The sequence below is a fragment of the Streptomyces sp. FIT100 genome (assembly GCF_024584805.1).
GTDB lineage: Bacteria > Actinomycetota > Actinomycetes > Streptomycetales > Streptomycetaceae > Streptomyces.
Genome location: NZ_CP075715.1, coordinates 7,586,550 through 7,605,432, shown reverse-complemented (window position 1 = coordinate 7,605,432; position 18,883 = coordinate 7,586,550). Strand labels below are relative to the sequence as shown.

15 protein-coding genes are annotated in these 18,883 nt (G+C 71.2%); 6 read left to right on the top strand and 9 right to left on the bottom strand.

Annotation, left to right across the window (positions count from 1 at the left end; genetic code table 11):
- Window positions 1-3: 3 nt before the first annotated feature.
- From KK483_RS33840 to KK483_RS33820, 5 genes are read right to left on the bottom strand one after another with little or no spacing between them, the layout of a single operon-like run.
- Window positions 4-771: a ribonuclease activity regulator RraA gene (locus KK483_RS33840; RefSeq protein WP_262009027.1), complete on the bottom strand. Its 768-nt coding sequence runs from the start codon at window positions 769-771 to the stop codon at window positions 4-6.
- Between the two features lie 11 nt (window positions 772-782).
- On the bottom strand, window positions 783-2,714 hold the full coding sequence (locus KK483_RS33835; RefSeq protein WP_262009026.1) for a hypothetical protein: 1,932 nt from the start codon (window positions 2,712-2,714) through the stop codon (window positions 783-785).
- Window positions 2,715-2,716: 2 nt separating this feature from the next.
- A complete protein-coding gene (locus KK483_RS33830; RefSeq protein ID WP_262009025.1) occupies window positions 2,717-3,637 on the bottom strand; it encodes a carbohydrate ABC transporter permease in 921 nt (306 codons plus the stop codon).
- Entirely contained in the window at window positions 3,634-4,527 is an 894-nt protein-coding gene (locus KK483_RS33825; RefSeq protein ID WP_262009024.1) for a carbohydrate ABC transporter permease, read from the bottom strand. Before KK483_RS33825 ends, KK483_RS33830 begins: the two co-directional genes overlap by 4 nt.
- Window positions 4,528-4,548: 21 nt before the next feature.
- A complete protein-coding gene (locus KK483_RS33820; protein ID WP_262009023.1) occupies window positions 4,549-5,832 on the bottom strand; it encodes an ABC transporter substrate-binding protein in 1,284 nt (427 codons plus the stop codon).
- Between the two features lie 189 nt (window positions 5,833-6,021).
- Here KK483_RS33820 and KK483_RS33815 point away from each other — a divergent pair, with 189 nt between their 5' ends.
- The 3 genes from KK483_RS33815 to KK483_RS33805 are packed head-to-tail and all read left to right on the top strand — an operon-like array spanning window position 6,022 to window position 10,000.
- Window positions 6,022-7,179: an FCD domain-containing protein gene (locus tag KK483_RS33815; RefSeq protein ID WP_262009022.1), complete on the top strand. Its 1,158-nt coding sequence runs from the start codon at window positions 6,022-6,024 to the stop codon at window positions 7,177-7,179.
- Between the two features lie 53 nt (window positions 7,180-7,232).
- Window positions 7,233-8,654, top strand: a complete 1,422-nt coding sequence (locus KK483_RS33810) for a glycoside hydrolase family 28 protein (RefSeq protein ID WP_262009021.1) — start codon at window positions 7,233-7,235, stop codon at window positions 8,652-8,654.
- Window positions 8,651-10,000 (top strand): Gfo/Idh/MocA family protein, encoded by a 1,350-nt coding sequence (locus tag KK483_RS33805; RefSeq protein WP_262009020.1) that lies wholly within the window; start codon window positions 8,651-8,653, stop codon window positions 9,998-10,000. Before KK483_RS33810 ends, KK483_RS33805 begins: the two co-directional genes overlap by 4 nt.
- A gap of 70 nt (window positions 10,001-10,070) precedes the next feature.
- On the opposite strand, the gene KK483_RS33800 is transcribed toward KK483_RS33805, so the two are convergent.
- Together KK483_RS33800 and KK483_RS33795 are read right to left on the bottom strand one after the other, a co-directional pair.
- The gene (locus tag KK483_RS33800; protein WP_262009019.1) at window positions 10,071-11,267 is read right to left on the bottom strand and encodes a hypothetical protein; all 1,197 of its coding nucleotides are present in this window, start codon (window positions 11,265-11,267) and stop codon (window positions 10,071-10,073) included.
- A gap of 7 nt (window positions 11,268-11,274) precedes the next feature.
- Window positions 11,275-12,786, bottom strand: a complete 1,512-nt coding sequence (locus tag KK483_RS33795) for a pectinesterase family protein (protein WP_262009018.1) — start codon at window positions 12,784-12,786, stop codon at window positions 11,275-11,277.
- Window positions 12,787-12,906: 120 nt separating this feature from the next.
- Between KK483_RS33795 and KK483_RS33790 the strand changes: the two genes are divergently transcribed.
- On the top strand, window positions 12,907-14,100 hold the full coding sequence (locus tag KK483_RS33790) for a Gfo/Idh/MocA family protein (RefSeq protein WP_262009017.1): 1,194 nt from the start codon (window positions 12,907-12,909) through the stop codon (window positions 14,098-14,100).
- Window positions 14,097-14,801 (top strand): rhamnogalacturonan acetylesterase, encoded by a 705-nt coding sequence (locus tag KK483_RS33785; protein WP_262009016.1) that lies wholly within the window; start codon window positions 14,097-14,099, stop codon window positions 14,799-14,801. The genes KK483_RS33790 and KK483_RS33785 overlap by 4 nt, the downstream gene beginning before the upstream one ends.
- A 58-nt stretch (window positions 14,802-14,859) precedes the next feature.
- Here the strand turns inward: KK483_RS33785 and KK483_RS33780 are convergent, their stop codons facing one another.
- Together KK483_RS33780 and KK483_RS33775 are read right to left on the bottom strand one after the other, a co-directional pair.
- Window positions 14,860-16,869: a phosphocholine-specific phospholipase C gene (locus KK483_RS33780; protein ID WP_262009015.1), complete on the bottom strand. Its 2,010-nt coding sequence runs from the start codon at window positions 16,867-16,869 to the stop codon at window positions 14,860-14,862.
- Between the two features lie 199 nt (window positions 16,870-17,068).
- Window positions 17,069-17,662: a TetR/AcrR family transcriptional regulator gene (locus tag KK483_RS33775; RefSeq protein ID WP_262009014.1), complete on the bottom strand. Its 594-nt coding sequence runs from the start codon at window positions 17,660-17,662 to the stop codon at window positions 17,069-17,071.
- A 110-nt stretch (window positions 17,663-17,772) separates the two neighbouring features.
- Here KK483_RS33775 and KK483_RS33770 point away from each other — a divergent pair, with 110 nt between their 5' ends.
- Window positions 17,773-18,816: an aldo/keto reductase gene (locus tag KK483_RS33770; RefSeq protein WP_262009013.1), complete on the top strand. Its 1,044-nt coding sequence runs from the start codon at window positions 17,773-17,775 to the stop codon at window positions 18,814-18,816.
- Window positions 18,817-18,883: the final 67 nt, after the last annotated feature.

The following is an 18,883-nucleotide window of genomic DNA, read 5'->3' as shown; positions in this document are numbered from 1 at the left end:
CGGTCAGCCGGCGCTGCTGTCGCGCCAGCGCTCGTATTCGGCGCGGGTGTCGGCCGTGAGCGGGTAGTAGTCCGCGAGTGCCCCTCCTTCCTCGATCCGGGAGCGGCTGAAGCGCTCCCACTGCTCGTGTTCGCGGGCGGCCGCGATGACGTCCTCGGCGCGCTGCTTCGGCACGACGACCGGTCCGTCGTCGTCGGCGACGACGAGGTCGCCGGGGAGGACGAGCACGCCGCCGCAGGCCACGGGGACGTCGTACGCCCAGGGGAAGAGCTCCGCCTGGGAGGCGTAGTGCGGGGTCACCCCGGTGGACCAGATCGGCACGCCGGTCTCACGGACGCGGGGCGCGTCGCGGATGCGTCCGTCGACGACGATTCCCGCACCGCCCCGCTGCCGGAAGTAGCGCACGAGCATGTCGCCGAAGCAGCCGGTGTAGGCGCTTCCGTATGCCTGCACGACGAGGACGTCGCCGGGCTCGACGGCGTCAAGTACCGCCCACAGCGCGGTGTGCCGCTCCACGTACTCCTGGCCGAGCCCGGAGGCGACGTCCTCGCGCTGGGGCATGAACTGGAGGGTGCGCGCCCGGCCCGCGATCTTCTGCCCGGGGGCGAGGGGGCGCGGCCCGGACACGAACGTGCGGCGGATGCCCTGGGCGTGCAGTTTGGCGCAGGCGGTCGCCGACGACACGCCGGACAGCCGGCGTACGAGGTCGGGGTCGGCACGCTCGGGCGCTTCGCCGCGCACCGGCAGTTCCCACACGGGTCCTTCGTCCACTGAGGGTCTCCTCACGATCCGGTCGGTGTCTGGTGGGCGGGCCTGTAGGCGCGCGGGGTCAGCCGCAGGTCGAGCCTGATCCGGCGGCCGGGAGGCAGCTCCACCCGCAGCCGCGGCCCGCCCACGGGCACCTCGCGGACGGTGGTGGCGGCGACGGGGGCGGTGTACGCGCGCGGGTCGCCGGGGTAGCCGGGCTCCGCGGCGGTGATACGGGCGGCCTCTATGCGGTGTTCGCCGAAGGCCCCGGCCTGCACGGTGACGGCGCGGGTGCCGGTGAGTCCGGTGTGCACCAGCTCGACGCTCGTACGGTCCGGTTCGATGGTGTCGACGAGGGCGGCCACGTCCGGGGGCAGCCCGGGCCTGCCGCGGTCCGCGTCGTGGTAGGCGAGGCGGGTGGGCAGCAGCCCGCCGTTGTAGAGGACCTGCGGGGTGCCGGTCGTCAGCTGGAGCAGGGCCTCGGTGAGTACGGGGTTGAGGCGCTGCCAGTGGTGGATGTTGATCGTGTCGGGGTCGGCGTCGTCCGCGGCGATCAGCGCCATCCGCCGCTCCACCTGGCCGAGCGCCGTGCGCAGGATGGCGGCCGGGTAGTCGGGGTTCTCGCCGCGGAGGTACTCCAGCCAGGGTGCCTCGTGTCCGGCCTCCTCCTTGTTGCGGAAGGCGCGCACGGTACGCCAGTCGTAGCCGGCGGCCTTGCGCAGCCGGTCGATCCGGTCGCGGTCCTCGGCCGCCGTGCCCGCGTGCCAGAGCCAGAGGGGCAGCCCGAGCTGCGGGGGCTGGTGGTCGAACCAGCCGCCGTCGGCGTACCGGTTGGGCACCAGCAGGGTGGGGCGGTCGGCGTCCTCGCCGAGTTCGGCGTGCCAGCGGTCGCTGATGCTCATCTCGGTGCCGGTGACCGTCCCCTGCACGGCGTGTGCGGCGACGGTGTCGAGCGGGCCGCGGCCGATGGCGAGCCGGTCGGTGGAGCCGGTGAGCAGCACGGTGTTGACGGCGGCGATCACGGCGGCGTTGCCGACGCTGTAGACGCCGTGCGGCCAGGACCAGCCGTAGTTGCCGCCGTACCAGCGCCCGCCGTGCAGCTCGCCCACGCGCCCGGACGGTCCGGTGTTGTCGGGCAGGATGCCGTCGTTGGCGTCGGCGCGGCGCTGCCAGGTGTCGATGTAGGCGAGCGCCCAGTCGCGGAAGCGGTCCTCGTGCCCGTACAGCCAGGCGTTGGTGGCGAGGCTGGTGGCGGCGAGGTTGACGGCGGTGTCGCCGCGGCCGATGCGCTCGTGCATGGCGGCGCCCATGCGGGCGGCGCCGGCCGGGTCGGCGAGGTCCTCCCAGCGGCTGATGCCGGGCAGGTCGCGCAGCGGAAGGCCGTAGGGGCGCATGACGCTCAGATCGACGCCGTAGGAGGCCCATTCGTCGTTGAGACCGTAGCGGGGGCCGCCGGCGCCGTTGTGCGGGGCGCGGATGATGCCGGTGTCGGGGTCGTAGTTGCCGGTGGGAGAGCCGGGCAGATAGAGCTCGGCGAATCTCCGCGCCCGCTCGGCGAAGTGCGCATCGCGGGGGTCGGCGGCGCAGATGCCGTAGAAGAGCAGCATCGACTCGCCCATGTGGAACCAGTCGTAGCCGCGCTCGAACTCGTCCACCACGTAGCCGAGTTCGGTGAGCTGGGCGGTGACCCCCGTCCAGTGGTGCTTGCAGGTGTCGAGGAGGTCGTCGGCGCCGCCGAGCTGGTAGAGGGTGGGCCAGTTGAAGAACGCCTCGTAGAAGTCGTCGGCGCCGTCGCGGCTCGCGGCGGGGCCCTCGTAGCGCAGCCGCCCGTCGGGCTCGCAATAGCGGCGGGAGAAGGCGCGCCACGCCTCGTCGAGTGCGTCGAAGAGCCGGCGCTGGAGGACGGCCCAGGCGGGCGGGGAGCCGACCGGGACGCTCGCCGTGATCCTCGGTATTGCGTCGGTCATGGTCACCCCCTCGTCGATCCGGCCGTCAGGCCGCTGATGATGTGCCGCTGCATGAAGACGAAGAAGACGAGCAGCGGTGCGATGGCCAGCAGGAGTGTGGGGAAGACGACGGTGTAGTCGGTGGAGAACTGGCTGACCGCCGCGTAGACGCCGGTGGTGACCGTGTACAGGCCGCTGCCGGGCCCCAGGATGATCTGGGGGTTCACGAAGTCGTTCCACACCGAGAAGGTGTTGAGGATGACCATGGTCGCCACGACCGGCCGCATCAGCGGGAAGACGATCCGCCAGAAGGTGCGGATGCGTCCGGCGCCGTCCACGGCCGCGGCCTGGTCGAGCTCCCGGGGGATCGTGGCGATGTACCCGGCGTAGAGGAAGATCGAGAAGGGCAGCGTCAGCACCGTCTCGAAGAGGACGAACCCGCGGACGGTGCCCATCAGGCCGAGCACCTTGAGCACGTAGACGACGGGGATCACCAGCACCTGGCTGGGGATGAAGGTCCCGGCCAGGAAGAAGACCATGAGCGCCCGGTAGCGGCGGCGGGTGCTGCGGGCGATGACGTACGCGGCGGGCCCGGCGAGCACCACGGAGAGCACGTTGACGCAGACGACGAAGAGGATCGTCACCGCGTAGCCGCGCATGATGTCGAACTGCGCGTTGTGGAAGACCTCGTCGATGTACTGGAACGTCGGTCCGTCGGCGGGGAGTCCGAACGGGTCGGTGAGGATCTCCTGCTGCGACTTGAAGGCGTTGACGACGAGGACGTACAGCGGGACGAGCATGAGGAGGGCGACGACGCCGAGGAAGGCGGGCCTGAGCAGGAAGCCGGGGCCGCGCCGGGGCGGGCGCCGCCGGGTGGGACCGGGTGCGGGCCCGGTCGCCGCGGCCGGCGGTGCCGGCGGTGCGGCGTGCTGGGTCAGCGTCATGAGTACACCGCCGTCTCCGCGCGCCGGCGCAGCCGGGTGACCGCCAGGGCCAGGACGGCGGTGACGAGCATGAGCACCACCGCCTGGGCGGAGCCGAAGCCGAGCCGGCCGTCGTGGAAGGAGTTCCAGAGGATGAGGTAGGCGACGGTCTGGGTCTGACCGGCCGGGCCGCCCGCCGTCAGCGAGACCACGAGGTCGTAGGTCTTGAGGAGGGTGACAAGGGACAGGACGACGTTGATGGTCACGGACGGGCCGAGCGCGGGCAGTGTGACGTGCCGGAAGACCTGCCACCGGGTGGCGCCGTCGATTCTGGCCGCCTCGATGAGCGAGTGCGGTACCGCCTGCAGTCCGGCGAGGTACAGCACGACGTTGACGCCGAAGGCCGCCCAGACCACGACGGCGATCATGGTGGCCAGTGCCCAGTCGGGGTCGGACAGGAAGGGCAGCACTTCGCCGCCGCGGGAGGTCACCAGGCTGTTCACGGCGCCCGTGGTGCCCAGGATCGCGCTCCACAGGAAGCCGACGACGAGCGCGCTGAGGACGTGCGGGTAGAACATGACCATCCGGAAGAACGAGTTCAGCCGGGAGGGCCGGTTGAGCAGCAGCGCGAAGCCGAGCCCGAGGACGTTGAGTCCGGCGGTGCCGACGCCGGCGACGAGCAGGGTGACCGTGGCCGCGCGCTGGAGACCCGCGTCGCCCAGCAGGTCGGCGTAGTTGGCCGTGCCGACGAAGGCGGGGCTGGCGCTGAACCCGTCCCAGTCGGTCAGGCTGAGGTAGACGGCGAGGCCGACGGGGACGGCGAGCATGAGCACGTACAGGGCGGTCGCGGGGACGACCATCACCGCCGTGGCGATGCCCTGGCCGCCCGGGGCGGCGCGTCTGGATCGCATGGGATGCCTTCCCGTGCCGGTTCAGGAGTGGTCGCGGACCCAGCGGTCCACGGCGTCGGCGACCTGCTTCGGCGAGTGCCCGACGTACAGTCCCTGCACTTCGGTGTTCCAAGCGGTGTTGAAGCCGCGGGGCAGGGTGTTCTCGCCGTATCCCTCGCCCTGGGCGACGCCGGAGGGTGCCGCGTCGAGGATCTGCTGGACCTGCTGCTCCAGGGGCGTGAAGGTCCGGTCGAAGCCGCGGCGGAAGTTCCCGTCCTGCTCCAGCTGACCGGTCACGGCCTTCTCGTCGGTCACCAGCCACTCAACGAGTTCCAGGGCCAGGTCCTTCTCCCCGGTGTCCTTGAGGATCATGTACGGGGCGGCCATCGTCGCGCCCTGCGGACCGGGGTGCTGCTGGCCCCTGTCGACCGGGGCGGGGAAGACGCCGATCTCGGAGTCCTTCCCGGCGTCGGCGGCCGAGGCGGTGAACCAGCTGCCCATGACGTACATGGCGGACTTGCCGCCGAGGAAGTTCGTCTCGCCGTCGGCGTACTTGAGGCCGAGGGCGTTCTTGTCGAGGTAGCCGCGGTCCAGCCAGGTCTTGTAGCGCTCCAGGTACGGGAGCATCGACCCGCCCACGGTGCGGGCGCCCTTGTCGATGTCCTGGTACCAGGTCGGGTGGGTCTGGGCGAGCGAGGGGTCGGAGAGCTGGAGCAGCTGCAGTCCGGTGACGAACTCGCCGGAGGTCTGCAGCGGCAGATAGCCCGCTTCCTTCAGCTTGCCCATGGCGTCGGTGAGTTCGTCCAGGGTCTTCGGCGGCTGGGCGATGCCGGCCTTGGCGAAGGCCGCCTTGTTGTAGAAGACGAGCGACTGCGCCTGCTCGCCGACGCCGACCGTGTAGACCTTGCCGCCGAGTGCGGCCTCCTCGACGAGGGGGGTGTCCTTCACCCAGGGCTGGTCGGTCAGTTCGAGCATCTTGGGCGCGAGGGTCTCGTCGACCATGAGCGTCTCGACGATGTCGGGGGCGTCTCCCGCCGCGAGTTGCTGCTGGAGGGTGTCCGCCACGCCCTTGCCCGAGGGGGCCTCGATCTTGACGTCGACGCCGTCGTGCGCCTCTTCGAAGGGCTTCACCAGCTCTTCCCAGTACTCCTGGGTGAGATTGGGGGTGATGTTCACGAGCATGCGGACGGTGCCGCCCTGCCCGGACTCCGACGAGCCGTCGTCGGAGAAGCCCCCTCCGCCGCATGCCGTCAGCGCCAGGGCCAGTACCGCACCCATGGCCACCGGCCCGCGTGCCCGTCTCCATCCCGCCTGCCGTCGACGCATCGCTCCTCCTCGGAAGACTGCCGAGACCTCAAGGTTTTATTGGGTCAATTATCGAGCAACGATTAGTTAATATGTGCATGCAGATCTGGCGTCAAGATGCCGCACACGGTAAAAAGTTGGTGACAGCCGCATTGCCGGACCTTGGCTGCCGAGTCATAAGTTCCTGCACCATGGAGGTGGCCTGAACTGGTGACCGTTCCCGATGCTCCGAGCTTTCCGCCCCTGACCGAGGCGGACCGGGCGACACTGCTGGGCTGGTCGGCGGAGCCGACCGGTCCGCTGCGGACGCGCAGCCGCATCGTCCTCGCCTGTGCCGACGGGCTGGCCAACGCGGCGGTCGCCAAACGGCTGAAGGTCAGCCCCGCGACGGTCGCCAAGTGGCGGGAGCGCTATCTGCGGCGGGGGCTGGAAGGGCTGTCCGACGCACCGCGCCCGGGGCGCCCGCGCAGCGCCGTGCGGGAGGAGGCGGAGCGGTCCGTCGCGGCCGCGCTGGAGGCGGTCCGTTCCGGAGGGCCGGCGCCGTCGACCCGTTCGCTGTCCGAGGCGCTCGGGCTTTCCCAGTCCACGGTCGCCCGGATCTGGCAGCAGCAGGAGCGGGAGTCGCCCGGCCGGCAGGTCTCGGACGGGGTGGTGAGGGGCCGTCAGGCCCGCACGCCCGACCGGCAGGCCGCCCCCGGACTGCTCCCCCGCCAACTGCTCTCCGATCATGTGTACTCGCTGCTGCGCCGCTGGATCGTCTCGGGCGAACTCGTCCCCGGCCAGCGCCTCGTCGAGTCGGAGATCGCCCGCCGGCTCGGCACCAGCCAGGCCCCCGCGCGTGAGGCGCTCAAACGCCTGGCGCACGAGGGACTGGTGAACTCGCTGCCGCACCGGGGTACGTTCGTCGCCGCGGTCTCCGAGCAGCAGGCGCAGGAGGTGCGCGACATCCGCGTGATGTTCGAGGAGTACGCGGCCCGTCATGCGACCGGGCGGCTGGCACCGGAGGCGCTGCGGCTGCTCACCGCTGACGTGGACGCGATGCGCCGCGCGGCGGAGAGCGGCGACATCGGGGACTTCCGCGACGCCGACATGTCCTTCCACCGCAATGTCTGCGCCGCCTGCGGGAATTCCGCGCTGATCCGCCTGTGGCGCACGATCGAGCCCAGCATGTGGGGCCTGCACGTGCTGGGCAATCCGCTCTACCGCGGCGACTGGCGGGCGATGGCCGAGCACCACGCGGAGCTGCTGTCCGCCCTGCGGTCGGGCGAGCCGGACGAGACCGCCGCGCTGTTCGCCGCCCACGCGGCGGGCGAGGCGTCCCGCTACCGGCGCGAACTGAACACGCCCGCAACGCCGTTCGAACCCTGACCGACACTCCCCCGGCACCCTTTCCCATCCGCCCCCGACCCAGGGATGCAGCCATGGCCAGTCCCGCACGCAGAAAGGTCCTCGCACTCGGCGCACTCGCGGCAGGTGCGCTCCCGCTGATCGGCGCCACCGGCACCACCCGCGCCCTCGCGCACTCCCCCCGCACCACGGGCAGCAGGAGCACTCCCCGCTTCCCGGACGCCTGGTTCCCCATCACCGACTACGGCGCGGTCGGCGACGCCACGACCGACTGCACCGGCGCCCTGCGCACCGCCGTCGCGGCCTGCCACGCGGCGGGCGGAGGCCACGTCCTGGTCCCCGCCGGCCGCTGGGCCACCGGCGCGATCCATCTGCTGAGCGGTGTCGACCTGCATGTCGCCGAGGGCGCCACGCTGCTGTTCTCCACCGACCCGGCCGCCTACCTCCCCGTCGTCCGCACCCGCTGGCAGGGCGTCGAGGCGTACAACTACTCGCCCCTCATCTACGCCTACCGACAGCACGACATCGCCGTCACCGGACGCGGAGTCCTCGACGCGCAGAGCGACAAGGCGCACTGGTGGCCGTGGAAGGGCTCGGGGCAGTACGGCTGGCAGCCCGGCATGCCCCACGAGCGAGACGACTGGGGGCACTTGGAGCAGTGGGGAGCGACCGGGGTCCCGCTCGCGGAGCGGGTCTTCGGCGAGGGCCACTACCTGCGGCCGAGCTTCGTCCAGCCGCACTCCTGCCGCAACGTCCTCATCGAGGGCGTCACGCTGCGCAACTCCCCGTTCTGGAACATCCATCCGGTGCTGAGCAGCGACATCACCGTGCAGGACGTCACCGTCGAATGCCAGGGCCCCAACAGCGACGGCTGCAACCCGGACTCCTGCCGGAACGTCACCATCCGCCGCACCACCTTCGCCACGCACGACGACTGCATCGCCATCAAGTCCGGCCGGGACCAGGACGGCTGGCGGGTCGGCGTGCCGTCCAGGAACATCCTCGTCGAGGACTGCGTGTACGTAAGCGGCAACGCCGCGGTGGCGATCGGCAGCGAGATGAGCGGCGGGGTCTCCGACGTGCGCGTCCGCAGGCTGTACATCCCGCGCGACGAGTCCCTCGACGAGGAGAGCGTCGCCTGCGTGCTCAACGTCAAGTCCACGCCCACCAGGGGTGGTTACGTACGCGACGTCCGGGTGACGGACGTGCACGCCCCGGCCTGGATGTACGTCCCGTTCGAGGTGACCTTCCAGTACGCGGGCGGCACGTCCGGCGACGCCTTCGCGGACGTGTCCCGGCTGTCGGCCGAGCGCTGGTACGTCGGCGGCCCCTGCGAGTACCCGATCCGCATCCGGGCACGCGAGGAGGCACCCGTGCGCGACGTACGACTCGGTGACCTCTCGTTCCGCAACGCCGCACAGGAACCGCTCTTCCAGTCGGTCACCGGACTGTCCCTGCGCGATGTCGTCGTCAACCACCCTGTGGAGGGCTCATGACCGTCAGCACCCCGTCCCGCGCCGCCGTGGTGGGCACCGGCTCCCGGGCCCAGATGTTCACGGCGGCCCTCGCCCGGCGCCCGCAGCTGCAGGTGGCCGCGTTGTGCGACCCCAACCCGGTACGGATCGCGCACCACCAGCAGCTGCTGAAGGAAGCGGGCGAACCGGAGGCGGCGGCCTGGACGCCCGACGAGTTCGAGCGCAGGCTCCGCTCCGACGGCATCGACGAAGTGGTCGTCACGACGGTGGACGCGCTGCACGACGCGTACATCGTGCCCGCGCTGCGGGCGGGCTGCCGGGTTGTCACGGAGAAGCCGATGACCACGGACGCGGCCCGCTGCCGCCGCATCCTCGACGAGGTCGAGGCCACCGGGAACCATCTCGCGGTCGCCTTCAACTACCGCTTCAACCCCGTCCACGAGACCGTCCGCCGGCTGCTGGCCGAGGGCGCCGTCGGCGAGGTCCTCTCCGTCCACTTCGAGTGGCTGCTCGACGTACGCCACGGCGCCGACTACTTCCGCCGGTGGCACCGCGAGAAGGACAAGAGCGGCGGGCTGATGGTCCACAAGGCGAGCCACCACTTCGACCTGGTCAACTGGTGGCTGGGGGCCCGGCCGCGGGAGGTCTTCGGCTACGGACGACTCGGCTTCTACGGCCGGGAGGCGGGCGAGCGCTCCGGCTACCGGCGCGACTACGAGCGCGCACACGGCGCGGCAGCCGCCGAGAACGACCCCTTCGCGCTGCCGCTCACCGAGAACGACGCCCTGCGCTCGCTCTACCTCGACGCCGAGACCGTCGACGGCTACCACCGCGACCGCAACGTCTTCGGCGACGGCATCACCATCGAGGACGACATGGCGGTGCTGGTCCGCTACGACACCGGCGCGACCATGACGTACCACCTCACCGCCTACGCCCCCTGGGAGGGCTACCGGGTGATGTTCAACGGCACCGGCGGCCGCCTGGAGCTGGAGGTCGAGGAGAGCCGCTGGCAGCCGGCCCGCCTGCGCACCACCTCGGGCAAGGGAGCCATCCACGGCGACAAGGCCCTCGCCAACGCCGGCGGCCCCCGCATCCTGCTGCGCCCGCTGTGGGAGGCGCCGCGCGAGGTGGAGCTGCCGCCGTACGACCACGCGGGGCACGGCGGCGGAGACGAACGGATGCTGACCCTGCTCTACGGCCCGGCCGACCCGTCGGCCCCCGCCGACACCGGCGCCGCCGCGGAGCACGTCGCGACGGAGGTCGACGGGGCGCTGGCGCTGCTGACGGGGCTCGCGGCGAACGAGTCGTTCGCGACCGGGGGGCCGGTGCGGACGGGCGCGCTGCTGTCGGTCCCGGGTGCGTGACGGTGCGGGGGCGGCTCCGCCCCCGCACTCCCCGCGCCTCGATCGCCGGCGGGGCTGCTTCTGTCGGCCCCTACGGCAACCCCCCGCACCGCACCTGAAGGTCCCACAGGATCACCGACAGGGCGAACGGGCTCACCGTATGGTCCCCGTGCGTCGCGTCCTCCAGCAGCTCCCAGTGCCCGTTGCCCATCACGCCCACCCGCTGCCGCACCACCGCCTCGTAGCTGCGGTGCCCCACCCCGTTGAAGCAGCACTCGTCGAACCGGTTCAGGATCTGCATCTGGCCACGGTGCGCCCCCACCGACGCCAGCGCGTACAGGTCCAGGTAGTCGGTCATCCCGTAGAACACCGGATGGCGGTCCTTGCGCTGCTCCCAGTCCCCCGTCGTGGGGCTGGGCTTCGGCGGCGCCGAGCGCAGGTAGAACGGCAGCGATCCGGCCGTCGGGTAGCTGCGGGTGACGCGCGGGTCGAGCGCCGGGTAGACGGTGGCGGCCCAGCCGCCGCCGGACAGCCCGATCATCTGCACCGAGGACGGGCGGTAGGTCCGGCGGACGTGGTTCATGGCGACGGCCGGCGGCTCCAGGAAGAACCTCAGCGTCGAGAAGGACGGCGTCTCCCACGGGGCCAGCTCGTTGTGCGAGCCGACGGTGATCCTGCGGGACGGATCGAGCGGGTCCTGGAGCTCCTTGGGGTTCCAGTGGAAGAGGGGCATGGCGAAGAGCAGCACACCGTAGCCGGCGTCGAGCAGCGCCTGCGCGGTGCGCTGCATGGTGCTCGGTTCCTCGCCGTGGCCGTTGTGGTAGAAGGCGAAGCGGCCGTGTCCCGTACGGTGCGGCAGCAGCAGGAAGACGATCGAGGACAGTCCGTAGGGCAGCCGGACCGTGAGCCGGTCGATGCGGCGTACGCCCGAGAAGGCGGGCAACTCGGGGGCGGTGACGCCGAGTTCGACCTCCGGCAGTGCGGAGGGCAGCCGGCCGTCGGCGGACTTCCACACCTCGGCGACGAGCGCGGTCCGCAGCCGCGCCACGTCGTCCTCGGTGTGCACGGTCATCAGTGTCTCGGCGTCGACGCCGACGGCCTCCTGCGGCAGCGCCTTGTACGCGATGCTGTGCGCCGCCGCCACCTCCTGGTCGACCGGGCCGACCGGGCGCGGCCGGGCAGAAGCAGCCGACGCCACGCCGGCATGCGCCGCGCCAGGGCCGAGCGGGGCGGCGGCTGCTGTCGCGCCGAGGGCACCGAGTGTGCCGAGTACAGCTCTGCGTCTCACCGTCGGTTCACCTTCCGTCCGTCGTCGTGCGCGAGTCGTGGGTCGCGGGTCGTGGGTCCCATCCGCCGAGGAGTGTCGCCGGGTCGCGCCACACCTCGGCTTCCTCCATGTCGAGTTGGTGCGAGCAGGCGAGGCGCCCGCTCGTGTCCACCGGGTCCCCCGACGGATCCCTGCTGCCGTGCTCCCAGAAGCGCAGCTGCGTCACGGTCGTGCAGTCACCGTCGCTGATCCCCCAGCCCACGGGGGCGATATGGGCGTCCATGACGGAGTCGAGGAAGACGACCTGGCTCGCCGGGAAGCGCTTGTCGATCCGGCCGAGCAGGACACTGCCGTCGGGTACGGTGTCCGCCCGTGTCAGCCGGGTGCGGACGAAGACGTTGCCCGGTCCGCCCTCGCCGTTGCGGATCTGGCTGACGTACCCGATGTCCAGCGACTTCAGCTCGCTGTCCTGGACGTAGACCCCGCCGGTCCCCCAGACGAAGTCGACGTCGCCCTCGATGTAGCTGTCGGTCACGAAGGCGCGTCCCTGGAGCCGCAGGCTGTCCTGATAGCTGAGGATCCGGACCCGGTCGAGGACGATCCGGTCGCCGTTGCCGCGGAAGGCTTCGGCCTGGGAGCCGCCGTCCGGTGTGGTGTTGTGGATGGTGGCGTTCTCCAGCCGGAAGTCGTCGGCGTCGACGCCGAAGGCCGCGCGCCAGCAGTTGAACCGGTCCGGCTGGGGCAGCACGCGCCGCGGGCAGTAGCTCTGCCGGGCGGGTACGTCCGACATGGCCGCGTCGCCGTTGAGCACGCTGTTGTTCGGGTAGCCGATCACGGTGCCCGCGGGGCCGGGTCCGGCGCCGCTCACCGTGATGTGCGGCTTCGTCTGCGCGACGTAGACGATCTCGCGGTACGTGCCGGGCGCGACCTCGATACGGACCGGTGCGGTGTTGTGCTCGGGGACGAAGTCGACGGCGCCCTGGACGGTGCAGAAGTCGGCGCCGCCGGCGCCGCCCACGGTGAGCCGGGAGGCGCCGGGGCGCGGCCCGTCCTGGGTGCGGAACCGCCAGGTCTCGCGGTCGTCGATGGCGGCCTGGCCCCGGAAGAAGCCCTCGTCCACGGTGACGTAGTACTCCTGGCCCGGGTCCAGGACGTAGTGCAGGTACACCGACGCGGTCCTGCCGTCGACGACCACGGGTTCGTAGGTCCAGCGGTGGACCTCGCCGTAGTCGGTGAGGGCGCCGCCGATGCCGCGCTGCCGCGTGCCGGGATCGGCGAGGTCGACGACGTCGACGAGTGTGCCGTCGGCGTGGTGCACCTGCAGCTGGCCCGAACTGCCGAGGCGCGGTGGCTTGTCGAAGGTGAGCCGCAGCGGTGTGTCCGTGCAGACGGGCCGGTCGGGTCCCTGCGGCGCGAGCACGGGAGCCGCCGGGCGTCCGGCGGCCGGTACGGGGGTCCGGTCGGCCTGTGCGGGTGGGGGGACCGCCAACGGCAGTGCCACCGCCGCCACGAGAGCCGTGATAGGGCGCAACCATCGCATGGAACGGGCTCCTTAACGCCGACGCGAAAGACCGGCATGGAGATGGCATTCCTATGGAATGCCACTCATGGAACCATAGCCACATCGAGCTGACCACCCTTCAGATCGGGGAGGATTTGGATGTCCATGTCCACCGCTCCGCGCCGCGCCCCGCTGCCGGTCGTCCTGGCCGGCGGCCGCGGCCACGGCCGCCATCACCTGAAGAACATCCGCCGCCTCCAGGACCGGGGGCTCGTGCGGCTCGTCGGGGTCTGCGAGCCGCGGCGCCTCAGCGACCAGGAGCTCGACGGCTTCGAAGCGCCGCGGCAGTCGGCGGACTTCGCCGCGCTCCTGGAGTCCACGGGTGCGGCGGTCGCCGTCGTCAGCACCCCCATTCACACCCACACGGAGCTGGCGCTCCTCGCCGCCGAGCGCGGGGTGCACATCCTTCTGGAGAAGCCGCCCGCGCCGTCGTTCGCGGAATTCCGGCGGATGGCGGACGGAGTCACCGCCGCCGGGGTGGCATGCCAGATCGGTTTCCAGACGCTCGGCTCGGGCGCCGTGCCGGCGATCCGGGCGCTGATCGCCGAGGGGGCGATCGGTGAGGTGCTGGGGGTCGGCGCGGCCGGTGCATGGGTGCGCGAGGAGGCGTACTACCACCGGGCGCCCTGGGCCGGGCTCAGACGCCTGGACGGGGCCGAGGTGATCGACGGGGCGCTCACGAATCCACTGGCGCACGCCGTTTCCACCGCGCTCGCCATCGACGGGAGCATCGGAGTCGATGACACGGCGGAGATCGAGACCGAACTGTTCCGGGCCTACGACATCGAGGCCGACGACACCTCGTGCGTACGGATCACGACGGCGCGCGGCAGCCGGGTGACCGTCGCCGCGACGCTGTGCGCCGAGCGGTCCGCCGAGGCGTATGTGGTCGTGCACGGCGAGCGGGGCAGGATCACGTGCTGGTTCAACCGGGACCGTGTGCTGCTGGAACGGTCGGGACACGAGGACGTGGAGACGGTGTACGGCAGGACGGACCTGTTGGAGAACCTCGTCGAGCATGTGACGGCGGGCGCGCCACTGCTGGCCCCGCCCGAGTCCTCCGGCGCGTTCATGCGGGTGGTCGAGGCGATCCGGACCTCACCCGACCCCGCGGAGCTGCCGCCCGGCTCATGGCGGGTCGCAACCGACGGTGGCGCGGCGGCTGACGGCGGTGCGCGGCGCCGGGTCGTGCCCGGGATCGACGCCCTGGTCGCCGAGAGTGCCGAGACCCTCTCCCTCTACTCGGAACTCGGCGCCCCCTGGGCGCTCACCACACGGGTGGTGGGCGCATGACCACCACCCTGTACATAGCGGGCGACTCCACCGCCGCGCGGAAGAAGGCCGCCCACGCCCCGCAGGCCGGCTGGGGCATGGCCCTGCCGCTCTTCCTCCACAGGGACCTGGATGTCCGCAATCACGCGGTGGACGGCCGCAGTTCGAGGAGCTTCGCCGACGAGGAGCGGCTCGCCGGGATCCTGGACGCCGTCCGGCCCGGCGATGTCGTCCTCGTCCAGTTCGGCCACAACGACCAGAAGACGGAGGACCCCACCCGCCACACCGAGCCCTGGACGACGTACCAGGGCTTTCTGCGCCGGTACGTCGAGGGGGCGAGGGCCCGCGGGGCACGCCCCGTGCTGCTCACCTCGGTGGAGCGCCGCGCGTTCGACCCCGAGGGCAACGCGGTGCCCACGCACGGCGAGTACCCGGCCGCCATGCGGGCCCTCGCCCAGGAGGAGGGTGTCCCCCTGCTCGACATCCAGGCGCTGTCCCTCGCGCTCTGGGGGAAGCTCGGTGCCGAGGAGACGAAGAGGTACTTCCACTGGACCGCGACGACGCGGGACGACACCCACTTCAATCCGCCGGGCGCGATCGCCGTCGCCCGCCTCGTCGCGGCCGGGCTGCTGAGCGAGGGCATCCTCGCGCCCGGTGACGTACGCCGCCTGGGCGAGGAGATCCCGGCGTCCTGGATCACCTGGCCCACGGCGGCGTCGTAGGCCCTTTCGGAGGAAGCCCTCGCCGTGCTGCCCCGGGTCGGCCCCCGGTCGGCCCCGGTCAGCCGGAGACGCTCACCGCGCCGGTCTCGATGTGGCCGAGGAAGCGCTGCGACCAGCCGGCGTCGCTGCTGACCGTGATGGTGAAGTCGTACCAGCCGTTCGCGTACGCCACGTTGTTGAAGTAGTCCTCCGTGCTGCCGCCCGCGGGCACCGTGTAGGTCCACGTCCCGGTGCGGTAGGCGTTCGACGTGACGGTGAAGGTCACCGACGAGGTGGAGGTGTTCTTCATCGTGAACCAGATCGCGAGCTTGCCCGTGCCCGACTCCACCGCGAAGCGGCTGCTGACGAAGGCGTACTGGCCGGCCGTGGTGGCGTTGCCGATGAAGCGGCGCATGAAGCGGTTCGGGCCGTACATGCTGATGTCGTACTTGCCGTCGCCGTAGCCCGCACCGACGTTGAAGAAGTCCTCCTGCGTGCCACCCGCGTCGACCGTGTACTGCCACGGGGTGCGGGAGCGGTAGGCGTTGGGGTGGATGGAGAAGTGCGCGGCCTGCTTGGCGGGCGCCCCCACGTTGACCATCTTGAACCAGGGCTTCATCGTGGTGCCGTTGATCTCCAGGCGGTCGAGGTAGCCGTCGGCCTGGTACGGCAGCGCCCTTGCGGGCCGGGTACCGGACTCCTGGGCGGGCAGCGCGTTGGTCGCCGGCTTCGGGTCGGGGACGCCGTTGCAGCGGGTGCCGATCGTCGCCGTCGCGGGGAGCGACGGCAGCCCGTTCACCGGTGCGGCGAAGTCGAAGACGCTCGTCAGGTCACCGCACACCTTGCGCCGCCAGGCGCTGATGTTGGGGGAAGTGGCCGGCTTGCCGATGGCCGCGGTCCACTTCTCCATGAAGCGGATGACGGAGGTGTGGTCGAGGACCTCGGAGTTCACCCATCCGCCGCGGGTCCACGGCGAGACCACGAGCATGGGGACGCGGAAGCCGAGGCCGACCGGCTTGCCGCCGATGACGAGCTCTTCCGCGGTGCCGCTCGGCGGGATCGGCGGCGGCACGTGGTCGAAGAAGCCGTCGTTCTCGTCGTAGTTGATGATCACGACGGTCGAGTTGAAGACGGCCGGGTCGGCGTTGAGCGCCTGGAGCAGCATGTTGGTGAAGTGGTGGCCGTCGCCGGGCGTGCTGCCCGAGGGGTGCTCGGAGTACGCCTGGTTGGGCACGACCCACGACACCTGGGGCAGCGTGCCGCCCACGACGTCCGCGCGTATCGCGTCGATGATGGCCTGGTGGGTGGGCGTGGAGGCGGAGCCGGGGACGTCGGCGACGCCGCGGTCGTACAGCGGGTTGCCGGGGCCGGCGTTGGCGAACTGGTTGAAGTACTCCAGGGCGTTGTCGCCGAAGTTGTCGTTCCGCCGGTTGTAGACGCGCCAGGTCACGCCGGCGTCCTGGAGGTTCTCCGCGTACGTCTTCCAGGTGCAGCCCGTGAGGTCGCCGCCGTTGTTGTGGCTCGCGTCGATCTTCCCGCTCCACAGGAAGGCACGGTTCGGGCCGGTGCCGGTGAGCGAGGAGCAGAAGTAGGAGTCGCAGACGGTGTAGGCGTCCGCGAGGGCGTAGTAGAACGGGATGTCGGTGCGGTCCAGGTAGCCCATGGAGTGCACGCCGCCGGCACCGGAGACGAAGTTGTCCATCAGCGCGCCGTTCCAGCAGGCGTGCTGCGTGTTCCAGTCGTGGCCGAGGCCGGGCGCGCAGTGGGGCACCAGCGAGGCGTCGCCGCCGACGCCCTCGCGCAGCGAGTACGGGTACTGCCGGCCCGAGCCGTTGGGCTGGTTGAAGACCGACTGCCCGCCGTTCAGGAGCATGGCGCTGCGGTCGGCGTAGCCGCGTACGCCCTTCAGCTTGCCGAAGTAGTGGTCGAAGCTGCGGTTCTCCTGCATGAGGACGACGATGTGCTTGACGTCGGCTATCGTGCCGGTCGCCGCGGCGGCCGAGGCCCCCGCCGCGAGATCGAGCGCGGACCCGGCGACGGCTCCGGCCGTCGCGCCGGCGGCCACTCCCAGGAACTTCCGACGATCCACCTGGTCACCTCTCAGAACTCCAGCGCCCGGTCACGGAAAGGTTGGACCGGGCAAGGGGCAGGACTGTGCGACGCCCGGTCCACCGGCAGATACCAATGGTCTGCGGTCACGCCAATAGCGGGCACGCAGAGTGTTGAGGATTCACACTCTCCGCGTCAATGCTGATGCAGTGAACTGCAGCCGAACAATCCCGAGTTGTTCAATGACTCGTATCTGGACCATTGACGGTGCTGTCGGGGCCGAGCCCGGCGATGGCGAGTTCCATGAGCCGCCCGGCCTGCTCCCGGCCCTCCTCGCCCGGGCCCACGCGCCAGAGGAAGCCCATCAGCAGCAGCACGTCCGCCGCGTCCAGGCCGGGGCGGACGCTGCCGTCCTCCTCGCACGCGCGCAGCAGGCCGGCGACGGCCGCCGTGACGGGCGCGTACGTCTCGTTGACCGCGTCCTGGACCGCGGCCGCGTGCAGGGCCTCGCCCAGCCCGTGCTTGAGGCGCACATAGTCGGCGAGGGTGTGGAACCAGGCCCGGAAGGCGTCCAGGGGGGTGGGGGCGGCGGCCAGGACGCCCGGGACGGAGTCGACCAGCCGCCGGACGTCGTGCCGGTAGACCGCGAGGATCAGGTCCTCACGGGTGGGGAAGTGCCGGTAGAGGGTGCCGGGGCCCACGCCGGCGCGTTTGGCGATGGCGTTGAGCGAGGTCGTCCCCGATTCCGCGAAGGCGTCATGGGCGACCTGGAGAATGTGCTCCCGGTTCTTCAGCGCATCGGCGCGCAGGGGGTCGTTCGCAGGCTCGGCCACGGGATTCCTCCAGGTCGGAATGGAGCGCCCGCTAAGCGGAGAACTCTCCGCTACGCTTTTCGAGAGCAGGCGGAGAACTCTCCGCTCCCGCTTTCACCGTAGGAGTACCGGTGCACTACATCAAGCTCGGCAACAGCGGCCTGGACGTCTCCCCCATCGCCATCGGCGCCATGACCTACGGCGAACCGGACCGCGGACACCCGGTCTGGTCCCTCGCGGAGGAGCAGAGCCGGCCCCTGATCAGGCACGCCCTGGAGGCGGGCATCAACTTCTTCGACACCGCCAACATGTACTCGCTCGGCTCCAGCGAGGAGATCCTCGGCCGAGCCCTGAAGGACTACGCCGACCGCGACGACGTGGTGATCACCACCAAGATCCGCCACACCATGCGTCCCGGCCCCAACGGCAGGGGCCTGTCGCGCAAGGCGATCATGACCGAGATCGACCACAGTCTGCGCCGGCTGGGCACCGACCACGTCGACGTCTACATGATCCACCGACTGGACAACGCCACCCCGCTGGAGGAGACCCTCGAAGCCCTCCACGATGTCGTCAAGGCGGGCAAGGCCCGCTACCTCGGCGCCTCGTCGATGCGCGCCTTCGAGTTCTCCAAGGCGCTGCACCTCCAGAAGGCCAACAACTGGGCCCGGTTCATCACCATGCAGGACCACTACAACCTCCTCGCCCGCGAGGAGGAGCGGGAGATGCTGCCGCTCTGCGCGGACGAGGGCGTGGGCACCATGGTCTGGAGCCCGCTGGCCCGCGGCCGTCTCGCCCGCCCGTGGAAGACCGAGACCGACCGCTCGGTGAGCGACCCGTTCGCCGGCATGCTGTACACGGAGCTGACCGCCGACAGCGACCGCGCGATCATCGACACCGTCGGGGAGATCGCCGAGGCCCGGGGTGTGACGCGCGCCCAGATCGCGCTCGCCTGGCTGCACCACCACCCCGTCGTCGCCGCACCCCTGGTGGGCGCGAGCACGACCTCCCGGATCGACGACGCCGTCGCCTCGCTCGACATCCGGCTGACCGACGACGAGATCTCCCGGCTCGAACGCCCCTACACCCCGCGCCACGACGTCCAGGGCGTCTCGGACGAGGCCGAGCTGGAGCGCATCAAGGCCCGGATCCCCGGCTTCGGCCCCTCCGTCTGACCCCTTCGTTTGACTCTTCGTCAGCACCGAGGGCCCCGCCCGCACACCGGCTTCGCCGACAAGGCGA